13 protein-coding genes are annotated in these 16,026 nt (G+C 50.8%); 6 read left to right on the forward strand and 7 right to left on the reverse strand.

From position 1 onward, the window contains the following. The first annotated feature begins 511 nt into the window (after positions 1-511). Together IMY23_RS07195 and IMY23_RS07200 are read left to right on the forward strand one after the other, a co-directional pair. Positions 512-1,252, forward strand: coding sequence for a hypothetical protein (locus tag IMY23_RS07195; RefSeq protein WP_192821433.1), 741 nt, complete (start codon positions 512-514; stop codon positions 1,250-1,252). A gap of 69 nt (positions 1,253-1,321) precedes the next feature. After that, the gene (locus IMY23_RS07200; RefSeq protein ID WP_192821434.1) at positions 1,322-1,918 is read left to right on the forward strand and encodes a DUF1801 domain-containing protein; all 597 of its coding nucleotides are present in this window, start codon (positions 1,322-1,324) and stop codon (positions 1,916-1,918) included. On the opposite strand, the gene IMY23_RS07205 is transcribed toward IMY23_RS07200, so the two are convergent. From IMY23_RS07205 to murI, 4 genes are all read right to left on the reverse strand, one after another. After that, positions 1,915-2,442 (reverse strand): flavodoxin family protein, encoded by a 528-nt coding sequence (locus IMY23_RS07205; protein ID WP_192821435.1) that lies wholly within the window; start codon positions 2,440-2,442, stop codon positions 1,915-1,917. The two genes, IMY23_RS07200 and IMY23_RS07205, sit on opposite strands and share 4 nt — an antisense overlap. A 244-nt stretch (positions 2,443-2,686) precedes the next feature. After that, positions 2,687-3,874 (reverse strand): glutathionylspermidine synthase family protein, encoded by a 1,188-nt coding sequence (locus IMY23_RS07210; protein ID WP_192821436.1) that lies wholly within the window; start codon positions 3,872-3,874, stop codon positions 2,687-2,689. Between the two features lie 116 nt (positions 3,875-3,990). After that, positions 3,991-4,623: a hypothetical protein gene (locus IMY23_RS07215; protein ID WP_192821437.1), complete on the reverse strand. Its 633-nt coding sequence runs from the start codon at positions 4,621-4,623 to the stop codon at positions 3,991-3,993. Between the two features lie 137 nt (positions 4,624-4,760). After that, a complete protein-coding gene (gene murI / locus IMY23_RS07220; RefSeq protein ID WP_192821438.1) occupies positions 4,761-5,582 on the reverse strand; it encodes a glutamate racemase in 822 nt (273 codons plus the stop codon). A 151-nt stretch (positions 5,583-5,733) separates the two neighbouring features. Here murI and IMY23_RS07225 point away from each other — a divergent pair, with 151 nt between their 5' ends. Together IMY23_RS07225 and IMY23_RS07230 are read left to right on the forward strand one after the other, a co-directional pair. Beyond that, positions 5,734-6,141 carry an SPW repeat protein gene (locus IMY23_RS07225; RefSeq protein ID WP_192821439.1) on the forward strand — a complete coding sequence of 136 codons (408 nt, stop codon included), beginning with the start codon at positions 5,734-5,736 and terminating at the stop codon, positions 6,139-6,141. A 131-nt stretch (positions 6,142-6,272) separates the two neighbouring features. Beyond that, complete coding sequence (locus tag IMY23_RS07230; protein ID WP_192821440.1) at positions 6,273-8,168, forward strand: ABC-F family ATP-binding cassette domain-containing protein; 1,896 nt, start codon at positions 6,273-6,275, stop codon at positions 8,166-8,168. Positions 8,169-8,547: 379 nt separating this feature from the next. Here IMY23_RS07230 and IMY23_RS07235 read toward each other — a convergent pair whose 3' ends face one another. The 3 genes from IMY23_RS07235 to IMY23_RS07245 form a co-directional block, all read right to left on the reverse strand. Further along, the gene (locus tag IMY23_RS07235) at positions 8,548-9,228 is read right to left on the reverse strand and encodes a hypothetical protein (RefSeq protein WP_192821441.1); all 681 of its coding nucleotides are present in this window, start codon (positions 9,226-9,228) and stop codon (positions 8,548-8,550) included. 84 nt (positions 9,229-9,312) lie between these two features. Continuing rightward, positions 9,313-10,545 carry a CaiB/BaiF CoA-transferase family protein gene (locus IMY23_RS07240; RefSeq protein ID WP_192821442.1) on the reverse strand — a complete coding sequence of 411 codons (1,233 nt, stop codon included), beginning with the start codon at positions 10,543-10,545 and terminating at the stop codon, positions 9,313-9,315. Positions 10,546-10,674: 129 nt separating this feature from the next. Then, positions 10,675-12,789, reverse strand: a complete 2,115-nt coding sequence (locus IMY23_RS07245; RefSeq protein WP_192821443.1) for a T9SS type A sorting domain-containing protein — start codon at positions 12,787-12,789, stop codon at positions 10,675-10,677. Positions 12,790-13,464: 675 nt separating this feature from the next. Between IMY23_RS07245 and IMY23_RS07250 the strand changes: the two genes are divergently transcribed. Together IMY23_RS07250 and IMY23_RS07255 are read left to right on the forward strand one after the other, a co-directional pair. Then, positions 13,465-14,964 carry a DEAD/DEAH box helicase gene (locus tag IMY23_RS07250; protein WP_225986440.1) on the forward strand — a complete coding sequence of 500 codons (1,500 nt, stop codon included), beginning with the start codon at positions 13,465-13,467 and terminating at the stop codon, positions 14,962-14,964. Positions 14,965-15,144: 180 nt separating this feature from the next. Further along, on the forward strand, positions 15,145-15,984 hold the full coding sequence (locus IMY23_RS07255) for a T9SS type A sorting domain-containing protein (protein WP_192821444.1): 840 nt from the start codon (positions 15,145-15,147) through the stop codon (positions 15,982-15,984). The last annotated feature ends 42 nt before the right edge of the window (positions 15,985-16,026 follow it).

Genomic DNA, 16,026 nt, shown 5'->3' on the forward strand with positions numbered 1-16,026 from the left:
TTTCCATCGAGCGCCTAAGCAGGTTCCGTCGCCGGCAGGCGGGTGGCAGAGGCACCAGGGAGCTGGTACAGCGCGAGAGGGGAAGGCGGGGCCTCGCGGCCGTGAGCGCTCGGAGCCTGGCTATGGAAAGGGCGGACTTGTGAGGCAAGGGATAAGCGGGAGTTTGGAAGGGAAGCGAATTGCGTGCACAAAAGCTGGTTGAGACCACAGTTCAGGTAGTTGGTGATAACCCCAACAACGGCGAAGGCAGTCTTGTGAGGCAAGGGATAAGCGGTTTTTTGGAAGGAAAGCAAATGGCATGCACAAAAGCTGGTTGAGACGCAGTTTAAGTCATTGGCTCCTATTAACACCGAACAAATTAAAAAACCGTTTTCGGGCTCATTTCCAGAAACGAGGGCAAAAACGGAAAAACGAACTCCTTGACCTTCCACAGAAATTAAAAGCTCCTAACCTCCGGCATTTCATCGTTCAGAAAATCTTTTTACTTTAGGTACCGCTAACCCAAATATTTATGAAACTGCCTGTCTTTCTGACCATTCTCTTTTCCTGGATTAGTGTATTCATGGCCAAGCCGCCTGCACCGCTCACAGGAAAGGAGGTACTGGAGCAGATGCACCAAAAATACAAAGGGCAGTTTGATCCTTATTTTACCTTTGACCAAAAGGCCATTGTCTACAAAAGCGCCCAGGACTCCACCCAGGAAGTCTGGCACGAGGCCATCGCGTTCCCGGGCAGGTTGGTAATCAAGTTCAATGATTTCACGGGCGGCAACGGCGCGCTCTATGCCCAGGACAGCCAATATGTGTTTAAAAACAACGCACTGCAGAACAAGCGGCGGCGTGTGCATGAGCTGCTGGTCTTGGCCTTTGACGTGTACCACCAGCCTGCCCACAGGAGCGCCACGCAATTGCAGGAAGCCGGCATTGACCTCAACAAAGTCTTCGCCACCACCTGGCAGGGCAAGAAAGTGTACGTGGTGGGCGTGCGAAACTTCCAGGAGAAAGCCAGCCATTTCATCATTGACCAGGAGAAGTTGTGGCTGCTGCAAACGGTAAGACAGTCTGGCGAAAACAGAAGCGTGGTGGATGTAAAAGGCTACCAGAAAGTGAAAGGCAACTGGATCGCCACCGACCTCACCTTCTCCACCAACGGCAAGACCACCATGCATGAACTGTATTACAACATGCGTTTCCCGGCTTCTTTGCCAGATGACCTATTCACCACCAAAGGCTTTATCACCGCCAAATGGTAAACCCGTTTTCGGGCTCCATTCTGAAAATGAGGCCGAAAACAGTTGTACTACTTCTTCCACACAAGTCAAATGGCAACCATGACCGCCCAAGAGCAAGAACAGAAAATAGAGGCATTTTATGAAAAGGCCCCGGCCTTTGCGCAACCCATTTGCACGCTGCTGCGCGAAGCCATTGCCGCCGCCGACCCAGACCTGAAAGCCACCTGGAAATGGAACACGCCCGTCTACGAAAAACCCGGCCCCGGCATGGTCTGCGCCGTTGGCGTGTTCAAGCAGCACGTGAACCTCTCGTTTACGCAAGGCGCGCTGCTGCCCGACCCGCACGGCATTTTCACCAGCAGCCAAGACGCCAAAACCATGCGCAGCATCAAATTCACCAGTCCTGACCAAGTGAACGTGCCCGTGCTCATAGAATACATTAAAGCCGCCACCCAACTCAAAGCTGGTACCGCCCTGAAATCTGTGGAACGCGACGCGATTGTGATTCCAGAGGATTTGAAACTAGCTTTATCTGAAGGCCAGCAACTGGAAACCTTTGAGAAACTGGCCTACACGCACCGCAAAGAATACGTACGCTGGGTCACCGAAGCCAAACGCCCCGAAACCCGTGACACCCGCATCTTGAAAACCGTAGAGCGCGTGGGCGAAGGCAAGAAATTCAGCTAGGCATTTTTCTGGGCTTCCTGCATCTCGCGCAGGAACTCACGGAGGTTGCCCAGATGGAAGAGATCGGTTTCCACTTCCTCGGTAGAGCCGTAAAGCGTACTCCCAAATTTCATATTCAAATACTTGGCCGTGAGCTTGAACGGCACCTCAAACCCGTCGGGGAGGGCATCATCTGCGCCCACGGCCACCAGGAACATAGTTTTGCCCTCCAACTGTCTGCCCAAGGTTTTGTGCGTGGTGACTAAATCTGTGAACCGGTCAAAGAAATTCTTCAGGCTGCCAGACATGGCATACCAGTACACCGGCGTCGCGAATACCAGCACCTGGTGCGCCAGCATTTTCTCTACCAACAGCAGGAACTGATCTCCTGGTGGATATTCCTGTTCATATTGGTACGGCGGCACCTGGTATTCCAGTAAATCCAGCAACTGGTGCGGCGTCTCCTGGAATACCTTCTGCACTAACCGGCGCGTGTTGCTGTCTTTGCGGGCACTGGCCAGAAGAATTAGCGGTTGGGTTTCCATGGAATTGGCAGATAGTTTTATCTATGGTTTTCCAAAATGCAGAAGTAAATCATTCTCCTTTCTGGAAAATCTTCCATAATCCTATTTTTTGTCATCCTGAAAGGAGCATAGAATTTACCTTGTAGCGACGCAATACCTTGCGTCTCCCGCATTCCTTATTTTTATCAACACACGTGAGACATATTTACCAGCACGCGTGAGACGCAAGGTATTGCGTCTCTACAAAAATGGGCTGTGGGCTACTCTACCCTTCCACTACATGCGCCACAAACTGTGACAGATTAGTAATAATACCGCGCTCGCGGCGGAACCCGATGGCGCAGCCTTCGCCGGCCCAGAAAACTCCTGCTTGGTACAGGTAGCCGTTGGCGTCGCGCGGCAAGTCAGCCCAGGCTTGGTAGATGTGCGGTTGGTTCCGGTACTCGCCGGTGGTGGAGGAAATGTCGGTGTTCTGGCGAACAGTGATGTTCTGGCCTTCGCGGCCGAAAAAAGGTTTCTCCACAGACTTCCCTGAGAACGACTGAAACTCGGTGCGCAACAAAAGCGGGTGATACGGAAACTGCTGCCACAACCAGGCCATGAAACCTTTGCTCTGGAAAATCAAGGAATACAAAGGGTTGGCGATGACCACCGTGCGGCTGAACTGCAAGTCAATCACATCGGCGCAAAGGTCCGGCTCCAGCTGCGCGAACAACTCCCAGGGCACCAGCTTGAACAGAAACGGGAACCGCCGCCATTGCTCGGCGCCAATCTGCGCCCAGATTCCTCGCTCGGCGCCTAAAGTAGACACTTCCATTTCGTCTACGGGGCACACGTGGGTTTCAAAACCGGCCTCGCGGGCGGCCTCGGCCAACACCTGGCAGTTGGTGTAGTCTTCCTTGCTTCCTCCTAAATACACCAGCAACAGCGCGGGTTCCAATTCCGGGTTCAAACCCAGCCAGGTTCTAAACTGTTCCACCAGCGCTTCATACAAACCATTGGCCTGCTGGCTATTGTTCTTGCCAGCCGCTGCCAGGCTGGCCCACTGCACCACCGCCGTTTCCGGAATGGAAGTGGCCGTATCTGCGTTGAACTCTAATAACTTAATGCCATCAGCGGTCTGCGCGAAGTCAAAGCGCCCATACAGGTGCCAATAGCGGTCATCGTTCCAGGAATGGCGCACGCCGCGCCACAGCCGCTCGGGCAGGCCCATCTTGCGCAGGAAATCGTCGGGCAAATCATCGGGCACGGCCTCCACCATCATCTGGTAGAGCGTGGTGGCGGCTTCCAGCAGCGCATCGGCCGATGCCTGGGACAGAATCACGGCTTCGCCGGAAAGGTACGTTTGGCATTCTTCCTCCACTACCCATTCCCAGCCCATCTGCTTGACCATCTGGGTGACATCGCCGTGGTGGGGCAACAGGTGAACGGTGGACGGCTGTTCTGCTGACATGTGAGTAAAGCTTATTTTTGGAGAGTGCGTGTAAAACAAGGAAATCCGTTTTCGGGCTCATTTCTGAAAATGAGCCCGAAAACGGAAAATAAAGATGGTTGTGTTAAGAAATTAACTTAGCTACCGAAGCCACCGGAACGGCCTCCAAACGAACCGGAACGGCTGTTGGTTGGGCGCGAGGACCGCACGTTGCCAGTGGCAGCCGGACGGCTGTACGCGCCGGAAGTTCCTCTGAACGCCTGCGCCCCGCGTGAGCGCTCAGCGCCGGTCTGCTGGCGCCAGGCCTCGGTGCGCTGCATGGTGTTGGGGTTGGCGTAATAGGCGCGGTTTGGCGTCATCATTCGGCCGGCCATGTACCCGATTCCGCTCCACATGAGCACGTTCATCATGCTGAACCCACCGGTGTTGGTGGGGTTGGCCTGCGTGTACTCCTGCATGCGTTTCTCCAGCTCCAAGCCTTGCAACGTGTCTACGGTGCCGTTGTTGTGCTTAAGAATGGCCATCACTTTTCCGGCCTCGGCGGGCGTTTCATCGGTGATTTTCCATTCATTGGGATTGATTTCCGTTAGTTCGGTGACCACGCCCTGGGAGTAGGCCGGGGCGGCTTCGCCAGAGTTCCATTCGGTGGATGCTTCTTGTTGGCTTGAACGGTTGTCTGAGCAGGCGGTGGAGAACCCCAGACACGCGGCGGCGCTGAGCAGCATCACGTTGCGGGAGAAATCACCTATGTAGAAATAACGCTTTTTCATATCTGTGCTTTTAATTCATGATTGGCAAGAGGCTGTGTTTCTGCTGAAACCGATGTTTCTACGAAAACCAACCTGCTTGGCTGTATAATACTACAAAAAAGACGCGAAACTGGCAAGAAAACCAGGTTCGGCTGCCTTTATTCCCACAAAGGGTAATGCTCCAGGGTCACTTTTTGCTGAAAGAAAATCTTGGTAGACGCCTCAAATGAAGCCGTATAATCAGACACGTAGAAGTGTGGTTCGCCCTGCAGCGCGTCAGAAGCTATGTTGAGTTGCTGCAGCACGTGCCCCACGTAGTTGGCCACCAGGTCTGAGGCATCTAGCACCTCCACCTTTCCCTGGTAGAACGCTTGTATCTGTTCTTTTATTAGCGGGTAATGCGTGCAACCCAGGATCAATGCCTCAATGCCAGCCAGAGAGGGGTCAGATAAATAGGTCTGGATCACGCTCTCAGAAATTGTGTTGCTGAAAAAGCCTTCCTCAATCATGGGGGCCAGCAAGGGCGTCGCCAGAGATTTCAGGTGTATGCCGCAGTCTAGATCATCAATCTTCTTTTTATAGACATTGGAATGCACGGTCTGCTTGGTGCCAATAAGGCCCACGGTCCTGCGCTGGTAATGCTGGCCCACGTATTGCACCACCGGGTCGATCACGTTTAAGACATGCGCTTTGCTGCCCACATATTCCCGCACCAGTTCATACGCCGCCGCCGAGGCAGAATTGCACGCAATCAGAATAACTTTACAATTCTGCTTTAGTAGAAGGTCGCAAATTTTTACCGCGTAGGCCTGAATGGCGGCAGTTGATTTATCACCGTAGGGCAGGTGTGCGGTGTCACCAAAATAAATGAGCTGCTCTTCCGAAAGTTGCTTTTTAATGGCTTTCGCCACGGTTAGCCCGCCAATGCCGCTGTCAAAGATACCAATTGGGCGTCGCTGGTTTTCTACGTTCTTTCCCATTTACACAAGCCCCAAAAGTAAGCAAAAACCGCCATCCGTAAAAATACCCATATTCTTAAAATACAAAACAAAAATGCACTTTTCAGCAACAACCTCAAAAAACAAGGCGTAAAAGACCCTACAAGTTGAAACTAAAAAAGGAGGAATAAAAATGAAAGTAATGTCAACCCGCACCCATGGGGTAATGGATTACCTGGTGGGTCTTTTATTGATTGCCGCTCCGTTTATCTTAGACTTTGACCGCGGCGGCGCCGAAACCTGGGTTCCCATCATTGTAGGTGCCATGATTCTTATCCAGAATTTAGCCACCAACTGGGAAGTGGGCGCTATCAGAGCCATCTCCCCTAACATGCACTTGAACATGGACTACCTGATAGGTATTTTCCTAGCCGCTTCGCCCTGGATCTTCAATTTTGATGAATACGTATATTTGCCCCACTTGATTGTAGGTGCTTTTATTGTAGTACAAGCCATGATGACCCGCGTGGTGCCTGAGCATGGCGCTGCCAACCGTACTCCTTATAGAGGCAGCAGCATGAACCACGGCCATACCCACTAATTGGCTGGGTTACTCAAAATAGATAAAGAAAAAGCACAGAAAAGCCGAGGCAATGGTCTCGGCTTTTCTGCGTATGGCCAGTTTTACAAAGCGGGGTGGTTTCGGCCTTTCTGTTTGCGTACCTTTGCCCCATGAATTACCTTTCAGCAGATTCTATATCTAAGAGTTTCGGGGACAAATGGCTGTTCCAGGGCTTAAACTTTGGCATAAACCGGGGCCAGCGCATTGCCCTTATTGGCGCAAACGGCGCCGGAAAAACCACCTTGCTCCAAATTCTGGCAGGCACCATGCCCACCGACGAAGGCTCAGTGAGCGTGCGCCGCGGCATACGCGTGGGCTACCTGTGGCAGCAACCTGAATTCCCGGCGGGTGCCAGCGTACAGGATGCCATTTTTTCGGGCCAGACCGCGGTGCTGGATGCCATCAGAGACTATGAAGCCTGCCTGGAAGACCCCAACACCTCAGACAAACGCATGCAGCAGGTCATGGAACGCATGGAAGAATTGCATGCCTGGGAATACGAGGTGCGCACCAAGCAGATTCTGGGCAAACTGGGCATTCAAAACCTGGATGTGAAAGTGGACCATCTTTCCGGCGGACAGAAAAAGCGCGTGGCCATGGCCCGGGTCTTGATTGAAGAACCAGATCTGTTAATCCTGGATGAACCTACCAACCACCTGGACCTGGAGACCATTGAGTGGTTTGAGAACCTTTTGACCACTGAGCAGACTACTTTATTAATGGTTACACACGACCGCTATTTCCTGGACCAGGTGGCCAACGAAATTGTGGAACTTGACCGCGGCCAGATTTATACCTACAAAGGCAATTACAGCTACTACGTAGAGAAAAAAGCCGAACAGGAAGAAGCCAACGCCGCCGAAATGGGCAAGGCCAAGCAGCTCATGAAGAAGGAACTGGACTGGATGCGCAAGCAACCCCGCGCCCGCGGCACCAAGTCCAAATCTCGGGTAGATGCTTTTTATGACCTCAAAGACAAAACCAGCCAGAAGGACACCCGAACATCGTTAGAGCTGTCGGTGAAGAGCACGCGCCAGGGAAACCAGATTCTGGAGATTGACCATTTGAGCAAGCGCTTCGGGGATAAAGTGATTCTGGATGATTTCAGTTATGTATTCCGGAAAAAAGACCGTGTAGGCATTGTGGGTCCGAATGGCGCGGGCAAAACCACGTTCCTGAACATGCTCACCGGCAAACTGGCCCCAGACTCAGGCGAGATCATTGCCGGTCAGACCACCGTTTTCGGCTATTACACGCAGTCTGAGCTTACCTTCAATGACAACCAGCGCGTGATTGATGTGGTGAAGGAAGTGGCCGAAGTGGTGGAAACCGGCAATGGCGAAGTCATTACCGCCAGCCAATTCCTGCAGCATTTCCAGTTTCCGCCGGCCCAGCAATACACGTTTGTCAGCAAACTGAGTGGCGGCGAAAAACGCAGACTGCAACTGCTGCGCGTGCTGATCAAGAATCCCAATTTCCTGATTCTGGATGAGCCCACCAATGACCTGGACATCATGACGCTCAACATTCTGGAGGATTTCCTGCTTCAGTTTGGCGGCTCTTTGCTGATTGTGAGCCATGACCGTTATTTCATGGACCGCCTGGTGGAACACTTGTTTGTGTTTGAGGAAAACGGCCAAATGCGTGACTTCCCGGGCAATTACACAGATTACCGTGAGTGGGCCAAGGAACGCGAAAGCCTGAAAGCCGAAGAAGCCGCCAAGCCCGCTCCCAAACCCGTGGCGGCCCCGGCGGCACCCGTGGCCCAGCCAGTAGCAGACGCAGCGCCCAAACGCAAGGCATCGTTCAAAGAAAAACAGGAATACGAGCAGCTGGAAAAAGAGATTGAGAACCTGGAGACCGAGAAAGAAACCCTTATCTCAGAAATGAACGCCGGCCAGGCAGACCACAAACGCCTGGCCGAACTCGCGCAGCGCATTCAGGAATTGACCGATGCCGTGGAGAAGAAAACCGAGCGTTGGCTGGAACTGGCGGATATCATGTAATCCTCACTTCCTGTTTTTGGGCTCATTTTCAGAAATGAGCCCAAAAACAGGAAATTGAGATTGCTGATTTTGTACGGAAAGGGCATGACCTGTCCCATACGTATTCCAGATCTGCGCATTTTCTTGGTGGGGGCCTAGTGTTTGCTTTGTAGAAAACAGATTGCTTCGGCCACCGCAAAGGACAGGTCGCGACCTATTCCTACGAACGCGGAAGCCGTTTAATAGTGGATGAAAGTGCTCTCTGAAGCAATGTTTATCAACATCACCTTCCGTTTTTGGCTTCATTTCTGGAAATGAGCCCGAAAACGGAAATCAATAAATCACAAAGGCCTGTCTGAACGTTCAGACAGGCCTTTGTGATTTTAAACAATTAGAAAACTTAGTACACGTTTGGTTTTCGTTGGAAGCTGAACGCGAAACCTACTTTCTGTGGTGTACTGATTTGCTGTTCCTCCAGCTTCTGCTTCACCGTAATCTTCCTTATTTCTTCCACATCCGGGGCTACCAGGTCATTGTTCACCGAGGCAATCATGGCGCTTTCAATAAAAACCCGCAGAATACTTGACTCCACTTTGTTTTTGGCCATGTCATTGTACGAGAGGTCCAGCTGCTTCACCCCTTCCAGGTAAAAATGATTGTCTATGTTAATGAGCACGCGGCCCAGCAAGTAACCGGGGTCGTTGAGGCGGTTGTACTTGATGGAATCTGCCATGAAGTTGTAGGCCATGATGTGCCCAAAAAAGCGTCGCCGGAAATCCTCCTCCACGTAGTGACTGCGCATGAGCTCATGTTCCTCTGGCAGGGTAATCACGTTGGAATGCATCACAAAGATGAGCAGATCGCCGGAAAACTTGACATGGAACTCAAAATCGTTTACGCTGCGGTACTCAATCACCACGTTGGCATCTACCTCTGAAATGCGTTGCTTCAGGTTTTCCACCAGTTCCACGGCGCAGGAGCGCAGCTGTTCAAACGTATCTCTGGTGTTCCGGAAAATGGTCTGCTTGGTGGATGATTTCTGTTTCAGCCCTTCAAAAATGGACTCTAATCTATCTTCCATAGGTTGGTGTTTGATGAAACAATTCTTTCTCTGGCAAAAGCGAAAGAAAGCCTCATTGGTAGTACCCCTGCGGGCCTCATTTAGTTACTCTTTTTGCCCACCGCCTTGGCCAGAAACAACACCGGCCGCGGCCAACTCCTCCAGTTGCTCCACCGTAAGCCCGGCCCTTTCCTGAAGGATTTGCCAGGTATGATGCCCCAAGGCCGGAGGCGGAGACATGACGGCAGGCTCCAAGCCCATTCCTTGAAAGGCCATCTGCCGAAGCCCTTTCGGGTTTTGCCCCGGTTCTGCCAGCAGTTGCGCCTGAGCGGCGGGCTGCGCCAACGCCTCTGGTATGGAATGTACGGCCCCCGCGGGTACGTTTTGGGCGATGCAGGCCTGCAGCAGGTCTTCCCTATTAATTTTTGAGATAAGGTCTGAAAGCTGCCGGTTCAATACTTCTCTGTTCACTACCCGGGCTCTGTTGGTGGCAAATAATAGGTTTGTGCCTAAATCTGGCTGCTGTAGAATCTGGCACAAATCCCGGAACTGGCGGTCATCGCCTATGGCCAGTACCAATTCTTTTTGGTCTTGGGTGGTGAATACCGTACCGTAAGGCACAATGTTGGGGTGCTCAGAGCCCATGCGCTGGGGCGCCACGCCCGCCACCAGGTAATTGGTGGCTTGGTTGGCTAAGGACGAAATGGCCGCCTGCACCAAAGACACTTCTATTTTCTGGCCTTTGCCAGTTCTTTCACGGTGGTAGAGCGCCGCGAGCAGGCCTTCTTTCAATTGATGGGCGGCCAGCAGGTCAATCAAGGCTACGGGCATCTTTAGTGGCTGGCCGTCTTTCTCGCCGTTCAGGAACATAAAACCGGCTTCGGCCTGCAGCACAGCGTCATACCCGGCGCGTGGCACGTCATTGCCGTAGCCGGTGATCTGGCCATACAACAGGCGTTCATTGCCCTTAGCCAAAGTGGCGTAATCCATATGCAGCTTTTCGGCATCACCGGGTTTAAAGCTGGCCAGCACTATGTCTGCTTTCTGAATGATGGTCTGCAGCGCCTGTTGCACGTTGGCATCTTTCAAATCCACACACAGTGACTGCTTTCCCCAATTAGCGGCTGAAAAATATGCTGACACTTGGGCCGCGGGATCTTCAGTGGAGGGTTTCCAGCTGCGGGTCACGTCTCCCTGGGTTTTCAGGTTCTCTACTTTGAGTACGGTGGCACCCAGTTCGGCTAGAAACTGCCCCACGCTGGGCCCCGCCAATACGCTGGCCAGTTCCACCACCAGCACGCCGGCCAATAAAGGTTCATTTTCCGTTTTCGGGCTCATTTTCCAAAACTGGGCAAAAAACGGGGAAATAAAAAAATCCCTCGCCGGTACCGGGCGAAGGAAAAGAAAAAAGGCGGCGTCCAGGGGGCGCCGCCTTTCCAAGGCATCCTATTGTAATTCTGTTTATCCTTACCGGATTACCAGGCGTTGGGTCTCTGTGGTTCCGCCGCTGGTGATGGAGATCATGTAGACGCCTTGTGCCAGGCCTAGTGAACCAAATTCAAGGGTTCCGTCTCCGTTTATTGTTTTGGTCATCACTACTTTTCCGGTCATGTCAACCAATCTCACATTGGCATTGCCTTGGGGCAGTTCAGAGAATCTGATGTTCACGTTGCCGTTGGTGGCAGGGTTAGGGAACACGCTTACTCTGGCGGCGGCGTTGGCAGATGCGTTGTGTTTCACGGTGATCATTTTAGAGTGCTCAAAAGAACCGTCTAGGTCTACCTGGCGCAATCTGTAGTACACGGTGCCGGCGCTGGCGTTGCGGTCTGTGAAAGCGTAGTCAATCTCCACAGTGCTGTTGCCGTTTCCTTTCACCTGGCCAATTTTCACGAAGTCAGTGCCGTTTGTGCTGCGCTCAATTTCAAAGCGGTCATTGTTAATTTCAGAAGCGGTGGTCCAGGTTAATTCAACTGCTCCGTTTCTAGAAACCCCGTCAAAGGTTTTCATTGCTACCGGAAGCGGGTTACCTGGGGAACATTCTACTACAATTACTGTCTCTGTATCTGAAGCGGTTCCGCATTCATTGGTGGCAATTACTCTGATGGTCTGCGGCTGGCCAAGCTGATCTTCTTCAAACACGGGCACCACTTCTACAAAACCTTCGCCTTCATTCACTACTACAAAGCCTTCTGGCAATTCAAACTGGTAGTCAACACCGGCCTGTACTTGCTCTACTCTAAAGAAGTAGGTGTTGTCAGATAAGTTACACACGCTGTCTGGGGCAACCAGGTTTACGGTAGGAGCGCCGGTTGGGCAAGTGTTTCCACCGCAGTCAGGCTTACGCTCTGGGGTGATTTTAGCTGTTGCTGGTCCGCAGAACTTTCCGCCTCCTGCTTGGTTGTTACCGGTGTTCCCGTTTCCGTTGTTAGGGTTGCCATTGGTGTTACCGCCGTTCTCGCTGGTGTCTTTGTCGTTTCCTTTTGTGCTTTCAACTTTAACAGTGATATCGCCTTTGGTTTGACCGGCAATCACTACAATTTGCTTTGTTCCTTGCCCAGAAACTATAGTCCAATCAGCAGGAACAGTCCAGGCATACGAGAACCATTTATCATTGCCACCGTTGCCGTTACCTGGGTTGGCTTTTCCGGCGTCTGCTGTGTACGTTAATTTATCATTGGGGCAGAAAGCAGTAGGCCCGGTAATGTTTACTTCAATTTTCTTTCCGGGGTGTACTGGTTTGGTTCTAACTTTGGTGCCACATTCAGCATGGGTCACTTTCACTTTCATGGTACCAGGTTTCTCACCTACTCTTACCGTTACGCAGTTTGTTCCTTGTCCTGACAGAATCACCCAACCAGTTGGCTCGTTGCCGGCATGTGCTCTAGGAACATCCCATACATAAGAAGTGTATTTTGGATTTTTCTCAATGCAATACGTTACAATTTCGCCTGGGCAAGGGTCATAAGGACCAGAGATAGGGGAAGGCTGGGAGTCTTTGCAGTTACCAGTAACGTTTCCATCATCATCGCCTTCATCGTCGCCATTGTTTCCACCTCCGTTATCGCCATCGCCGTTGCCATTGTCTCCACCGCCGTTGTCACCGTCTCCATTATCTCCACCTGGGTTACACTTGGTGATGTCAATGGCTACTTTGCCTACACGCTGTCCGGCTTTGGCCTGGATGCGGATGGTGGTCATGCCAGAATATTTGGCGAAGGGAATTTCAAAGGAGAATACATCTTCAGCTCCGTTTTTGTAGCCATTGGCGTTTCTGGCCTCAAACTTAACAGAGTAAAATGGATTATTAGTGGTGTTCTCTACACCGTAATTGTATTTTGTGCCTTTGGGGTTAAGGGCTTTCACACCGGCCGGTAATTCAAAGGCCACGTTGCTCAGGTCAAACTGGCAGTTGGTTTTAACGGTGAAAGTAAGTTTCACATTACCGTTTGTGGTCTGCTGGGCACCATTAAAGGTAAAATCGAAGCAGTCATTAGAGGCTTTGCATTGTGCTTGGGCTGACTGGGTAACACCTAAAAGTAAAAGCAGTAGGGTAACACCCCATGAAAGTATGAGTTTTTTCATGACAATAGGATTAAAGAAGATGGATTGTATTTTTTCTGACTCAAGCAGCCATTGGCAGGCTGTTAAACACTAGATAGGGGAGCAATTTTTTAATTCAGAAAGATTTGGTAGGTCAAATCGGCAATCTTAGACTGAATCACTAGGGGTAGTACAACTATTTTCATATTTTCCGTACAATTAAGTTATCGTTCAAATCCTTTACAATGTTCTATTTCATTGTATATACCTCTTTAACGACCCCGTCAAAATACAGTTTCACACAAATTGCATTTTCATTCGATTTTACAAACACCTTCTTTGTTTTGTTCAATTTATTTCTGCGTTTTCAAGAAAAAAGCTGTATTTTACCCTATCAGGCAACTATTATATATAGCACTTTTCATAGTTTTGTGTATTATCATGAACTTTCATATATAGCTTATTCAATATCACTAATACTCTATTTTCACCCACTGTCCTCACTCGCATCCAAAATCACCCGCCCTTATCTATCTAAGACAATTACAAATTCAGACCAGAAAGCACAAAACCTATTCCTTGCCTGGGTTAGGCCTTGCAAATGAATCGTTTAGCGGCGCACGTGCGAGAAAATCAGCAGAAAAAGACTATATTTACCTGTAGTATTAGCCTACCTGCGGAAGAGCTTCGCAGCACATTGAAGCAGAAACAGATTTCATGAGTGTAACATTTGATGATTTTAACCTCCAGCCTGACCTTTTAGATGGTATCAGGTCCATGGGGTATAAACAGGCCACGCCTATTCAGGCCCAAGCCATTCCGTTTATCATAGAGGAGAAAGACCTCATTGCCTGCGCCCAGACCGGTACCGGTAAAACGGCCGCCTTCTTGGTGCCAACCCTAAGCAAGATTGCCACCGCCAGGTTTGATTTCACCAGCACCCTTATTCTGGTGCCCACGCGGGAATTGGCCAAGCAGATTGATGACCAGGTAGAAGGTCTCAGCTATTTCACGGGTGCTACTTCCATTGCCATTTACGGCGGCAACAACGCCCAGAACTGGGACCAGCAGAAGAAAGCCCTCACCAGCGGTGCCGACATTATTGTAGCCACGCCCGGCCGCCTCATTGCGCACATGCAAATGGGCTACGTGAAACTGGACCAGGTGAAATACCTGATTCTGGACGAAGCCGACAAAATGCTGGACATGGGCTTTATGGATGATCTCATGAAGATTATCTCCACGCTGCCCAAAGAGCGCCAGACCTTGATGTTCTCGGCTACCATGCCTCCCAAGATCAGGGTTTTCGCGAAGCAGATTTTGAACACCCCTGAAGAGATAAGCCTTTCTATCTCTAAGCCGGCCGCCAACATTGACCAGCAAATCTACCTGGTCTATGACAACCAAAAGCTGAAAGTGCTCCAACACATCTTGAAAGACGCCGAAGTGCAGACCATGATTTTGTTCACCTCGCGCAAGAGCGCCGTGAATGACATTGTGCGTTCCCTTCAGAAATTAGGCCTGCAGGCCGAAGGCATTAGTTCAGACAGAACCCAGGATGAGCGCGAAGCCACCTTGCAGAAATTCCGGAACAAGCAACTGCAAGTATTGGTGGCCACAGATGTGATGTCAAGGGGCATTGACGTGGACAACATTAGCCACGTGGTGAACTTTGATGTGCCCCAAGACGCCGAGGATTATGTGCACCGCATTGGCCGCACCGCCCGTGCCGGCACCAAGGGCATGGCCATCACGTTTGTGAACGAGCAGGACCAGGAGCGCCTGGTGCGCATTGAAAAACTGATTGAGCGCGAGCTCCCCAAAATGCCCTTACCCGAAGGCCTGGGCGAAGGCCCGGCGTATGACCCAGTAGGCAACAAAGGCAAGTTCGGCCGAGGCCGCGGTGGTTCAAGTGCAGGTGGTGGCAGAAGCGGTTCTAGCGCAGGTGGCGCAGGCCGCCGGTCAGATGGCAAACGCCGCGATAGCGCCTCTTCGGGTACCAGCAGACAAGAACGTGCTCCACGTGAACCCAGGCCAGAAGGCAGCGCAGATGCAACTGCTCGTCCGCCTCATGTGGCAGGACAACCCAAACCGCCCCGCACGGAAGGGGAAGCCGTAAAGCGCAAAAAGAAACGGAAGAAACCCGCCGGCCCAAGACCTACCACGGAAGGTACCAGCCAAGCAGTTTCCCAGACTTCTTCGCCTGCCGCTGAGTAATTCCTGCAGTATAGAATAGAAAAGGCTCTCCTGTTTAGCAGGGGAGCCTTTTTCCGTTTTTGGGCTCATTTCTGAAAACGAGGCCGAAAACGGAAAATCAAGATTTTTTTAATTCACCTCTTGGGTTACTTTTTCCCAAAAGTGTCATTAATCTGCAGAAACGCACGCAAATCTATGTCTATGAAAAAGCGGCTTACTTCAGTCTTGCCTTACTTGGTTTGCGTGTTGCTCTTCTCAGGTTGCAGCCAGGAGAACAGCGTGACTTTTGAAGCGCCCTTTCCTAAACCCAACAAAGATTTACGCACTGTTCTGGGGTCAGAATTTAGTCTCAGAAACGGAGAAGACACGATTCATGCAAACGTTATATTTAGTAAAAATCACAACCTGATTCAGGAAAAAGCCACAGGTGACACCATTTTCTATGGAAAGGCTAGCAAATACCGAGGCCTCTATTTTCTTAGCCAACAAATGGATGACTCCTCTTACCACATCTTTGCGGTGCAGGTGAAAGGCACTCTGGTGTTTGGCCTCACCCACAAATGGAATCAACTTGCCTTTGTAAGGGAGAATATTTTGCAGGGAAGTTCACCAAATTTGGTGACCTATCTTTCCACAGACAGCGCTGTGCTGCGTTTAAAGCCAGACAAAAAGGGTCTGCTCAAACTTTATAAAAAAAGCCTTTCGGTCTTGCCCCCAGACACCCTTTTGGCTAAACCCAATAATAACCAGAAAAACGCACCAACTTACCATAAACACCCTCCTGTTTCTACAGATGCAGAAGAATTAGAAATCGCTACTGCCCTCTACCCCAATCCTTTTTCAGACTTTCTCCAGATTGACTTTCCCCAGCGCGCGCAGATTGCTTATGCGCTTTTTGATCTAAATGGGAAAATTGTGCTGCACGGGAATAGCACAGGAGGTTTCAATAGATTAGATACTAAATTATTACCTCCGGGAGTGTATGTGCTTCAAGTAAAGCAGAACCAGAAAATTGAGCGGCTTAAAATTATAAAGCGATAAGCAAATTCCGTTTTAGGGCTCATTTCTGAAAACGAGCCCGAA

The organism is Rufibacter sp. LB8, from assembly GCF_014876185.1.
Classification (GTDB): Bacteria; Bacteroidota; Bacteroidia; order Cytophagales; family Hymenobacteraceae; genus Nibribacter.